Annotated in this window: 4 protein-coding genes; 2 read left to right on the forward strand and 2 right to left on the reverse strand. The window is 62.5% G+C overall.

Annotated features, from left to right (window positions below):
• Together Q0O19_RS13900 and Q0O19_RS13905 are read right to left on the reverse strand one after the other, a co-directional pair.
• Nucleotides 1-195, reverse strand: a 195-nt coding sequence (locus tag Q0O19_RS13900; RefSeq protein ID WP_295523956.1) for a DUF2817 domain-containing protein, incomplete at its 3' end; no start/stop codon positions are given.
• Between the two features lie 11 nt (nucleotides 196-206).
• Complete coding sequence (locus Q0O19_RS13905; RefSeq protein WP_295523958.1) at nucleotides 207-1,418, reverse strand: M20 aminoacylase family protein; 1,212 nt, start codon at nucleotides 1,416-1,418, stop codon at nucleotides 207-209.
• A gap of 144 nt (nucleotides 1,419-1,562) precedes the next feature.
• Between Q0O19_RS13905 and Q0O19_RS13910 the strand changes: the two genes are divergently transcribed.
• Together Q0O19_RS13910 and Q0O19_RS13915 are read left to right on the forward strand one after the other, a co-directional pair.
• The gene (locus tag Q0O19_RS13910) at nucleotides 1,563-3,617 is read left to right on the forward strand and encodes a molybdopterin oxidoreductase family protein (protein WP_295523960.1); all 2,055 of its coding nucleotides are present in this window, start codon (nucleotides 1,563-1,565) and stop codon (nucleotides 3,615-3,617) included.
• Nucleotides 3,605-3,804: polyhydroxyalkanoic acid system family protein (locus tag Q0O19_RS13915; protein ID WP_295523962.1), on the forward strand; the 200-nt coding region annotated here is incomplete at its 3' end. The genes Q0O19_RS13910 and Q0O19_RS13915, both read left to right, overlap by 13 nt.

Consider the following 3,804-nt stretch of genomic DNA (forward strand, 5'->3'; position numbering starts at 1 on the left):
GCTGCTGATGATCAACAGATTATTGGCATCGGGTGAACCGTCCAGCACCACATCCATGGCCAGATCTTCGCCGTGACGGCCTTTCAAGGGATGGATGTGGGCGTCCACCGTCAGACCTGCGGCCTGGGCAGCGTTCAGAAACTTCTGGCGGGCTTGGGCATAGCTTGTGGAAAAGCCGATTTGCAGATCTGTCATTGCAGGTCCATTCAGGCGGTTTGTGTGGGTTGGGCCAGCCACTGTGTGGCGAGTTCCACCCAATAGGTGCCACCCAAGGGGATCAGGTCGTCGTTGAAATCGTAGCTGGGGTTGTGCAAAGTGCACGGGCCTCCGCCGTGGCCCATTTCGCGGTGTGCGCCGTCGCCGTTGCTGATGAACACATAAGCGCCGGGCTTGGCTTGCAGCATGTACGAGAAGTCTTCGGCGCCCATGGTGGGTTCTTGCTGCATGACTTGCTCAGCCCCCACGATGCCGCCCATCACTTGGCGCGCAAACTCGGCTTCGGCCGGGCTGTTGATGGTGGGCGGGTAGTTGCGGTGGAATGCGAATTCACACTGTGCGTCAAAGGCGGTGCAGATCGACTCGGCGACCTGCTTCATGCGCTTTTCGATCAGGTCGAGCACCTCGATGCTGAAGGTGCGCACCGTGCCTTGCAACTCACACGAGTCGGGCACCACATTGGTGGCTTCGCCCGCATGAATCATGGTGACCGAGATCACGCCCGCGTCCACCGGCTTTTTGTTGCGGGTGATGATGGTCTGGAACCCCTGCACCATTTGGCAGGCGATCGGTACCGGGTCGATGCCGTTGTGCGGCAGGGCAGCGTGACTGCCTTTGCCTCGAATGGTGATCTTGAACTCGTTGCTCGATGCCATCACCGGGCCTGCGCTCACAGCAAAGGTGCCGACCGCCGCGCCGGGCCAGTTGTGCATGCCGAACACGGCCTGCATCGGGAACTTGTCGAACAGGCCGTCCTTGATCATTTCGCGGGCACCGCCGCCGCCTTCTTCGGCGGGCTGGAAGATCAAATACACCGTGCCGTCAAAGTCGCGGTGCTTGGAAAAATGCTTGGCTGCTGCCAGCAGCATGGCCGTGTGGCCGTCGTGGCCGCAAGCATGCATCTTGCCTTGGTGCTTGCTGGCGTGGGCGAAGGTGTTGAACTCCTGCATGGGCAGCGCATCGATGTCGGCGCGCAGGCCAATGCCGCGCCCGCAAGCGCCGCCGTCCCGACCGTGCACGATGCCCACCACGCCCGTGGTGCCCATGCCACGGTGGATGGGAATGCCCCAGTCGGTCAGCTGCTGGGCCACCACATCGGCCGTGCGCACTTCTTGAAAGCACAGTTCGGGGTGGGCGTGGATGTCTTTGCGAATGGCCGCGATGCTGGCCGCGTCGGTGAGGATGGTGTCGATGATTTTCATGGTCACAGTCTAGCCATACTTGACCTGGGTTGCCAACACCCCTGTGCACATGGGGGACAAGCAAGCCTTCCGTCAAGCTCCGGGTTTGGGCCACAATGCGTGTGAACCTTCGTCTACAGTCAGATCGCTCCTTTGCACCGCCCCATGACCGACTCCCTTTTGCTCCCCCAGACCGTGCGCGGCGCTTGCCCGCACGACTGCCCCGACACCTGCGCCTTGCTGACCACCGTTGAAAACGGCCGCGCCACCCAAGTGCAGGGCAACCCGGCGCACGCGCAGACCGATGGTGTGCTGTGCACCAAAGTCTCGCGCTACACCGAGCGCACTTACCACCCCGAGCGCTTGATGCAGCCCCTGAAACGCGTCGGTCTCAAGGGCTCGGGCCAGTTTGAGCCGGTGTCTTGGGAGGCGGCGCTGGACGACATCGCAGCGCGGCTGAAAGCCATCGCCGCACGTGACCCGCAGGCCGTGCTGCCTTACAGCTATGCGGGCACCATGGGCCTGGTGCAAAGCGAGTCGATCGCGGCCCGGTTTTTTCACCAACTGGGTGCATCGCTGCTGGACCGCACGATTTGTTCTTCGGCCGGTGGTGAGGCTTTGGTGCAGACCCTCGGCGGCAAGGTGGGCACGAAGGTCGAGTTTTTTGCCGAATCCAAGCTCATTGTCATTTGGGGCAGCAATTCGATCGGCTCCAACCTGCATTTTTGGCGCCTGGCGCAAGAGGCCAAGCGTCAGGGTGCCAAGTTGGTGTGCATTGACCCGCGCAAAACCGAAACCGCCGACAAATGCCACGAACACATCGCCTTGCGTCCCGGAACCGACGCCGCGCTGGCGCTGGCTGTCATGCACGAGCTGATCGTCCATGGCTGGCTCGACCAGGACTACATCGACCGCTACACCTTGGGCTGGGACGCCCTGAGGGCCCGCGCCTTGCAATGGACGCCTGAGCGGGCGGCGGAAGTCTGCGGTGTGCCGGTTGAACAAATCCGCCAGCTGGCCCGCGACTGGGGCACCACCCAGCGCGCCGCCATTCGCTTGAACTACGGCATGCAGCGCGTGCGTGGCGGCGGCAATGCCGTGCGGGCGGTGGCCTGTTTGCCCGCGCTGACGGGTGCTTGGCGACATCGGGCTGGGGGCTTGCTGCTCACCAGTTCTGGGCATTTCCCTATTCAGCGTTCTGCCCTGCAGCGGCCCGACTTGTTGGGCGAACGGCGACCCCGCACCATCAACATGACCACCATTGGCAACGACCTGCTTCGCCCGGCATCGCCCGCCTTTGGTCCGCAGATCGAAGCCTTGATTGTCTACAACAGCAACCCGGTGGCGGTGGCCCCTGAATCGGGCAAAGTGGTGCAGGGCTTCGCGCGTGAAGACCTGTTCACCGTGGTGTTGGAGCACTTCAAAACCGACACGGCCGACATGGCCGACTACATCTTGCCCGCCACCACGCAACTGGAGCATTGGGACATTCACATGAGCTACGGCCACACCGATGTGCTGCTGAACCGCCCGGCGATTGCGCCTGTGGGGCAGTCGCGCACCAACACCGACATCTTTCGGGCTCTGGCGCTACGGATGGGCTTTGACGATCCGTGTTTTGCCGAGAGCGACGAAAGCCTCTGCCGCACTGCCTATGGCAACGAGGTTCAATTTGAGCAACTGCTGACCCACGGATTTGCTACCTTGGCGGTGCCCGATGCGCCCTTTGCCCAAGGCGGCTTTTCCACGCCTTCAGGCCGCTGCGAATTTTTCAGCCAGCGCCTGGCCGATCAAGGCCTGGATGGGCTGCCCGACCACTTGCCCAATTATGAGCTGGCCGCTCCGGGGGGACGCTATCCGCTGGCCATGATCTCGCCGCCTGCGCGCAACTTCTTGAATTCGACCTTTGTCAACGTGCAAAGCCTGCGCGACATCGAGGCCGAACCGGTGCTGGAAATGCACCCTGAGGATGCGGCGGCGCGTGGGATTGCCGATGGTGCGGTGGTGCGTGTTTTCAACGACCGGGGCACTTACCACTGCAAGGCGCGGTTGAACCAACGCGCCCGGCCGGGTGTGGTCAACGGTTTGGGCATTTGGTGGCGCAAACTGGGCCTGAACGGCACCAATGTGAACGAGTTGACCAGCCAGCACCTGACCGATTTGGGCCGTGCTCCTGTGTTTTACGACTGTTTGGTGGAGGTGGCGACATGCCCGAATTGAAAATCGAGCGAGCGCACACATTGGGCATGGAGGGTGCGCGCTTGGTGGCCCAGCGCTGGCGCGAGCAGGCCGAACAAGACTGGGGCATGGCGTGCTCGTCCGTGCCCGGTGAGCTGGTGGACCGCATGCACTTTGAGCGCAGTGGGGTCAGCGGTGAATTGACGGTGAGTGAGACCCGCTTTGACCT

It is taken from the genome of Limnohabitans sp. Rim8 (assembly GCF_945869175.1).
In the GTDB taxonomy this organism is placed as follows: domain Bacteria; phylum Pseudomonadota; class Gammaproteobacteria; order Burkholderiales; family Burkholderiaceae_C; genus Limnohabitans_A.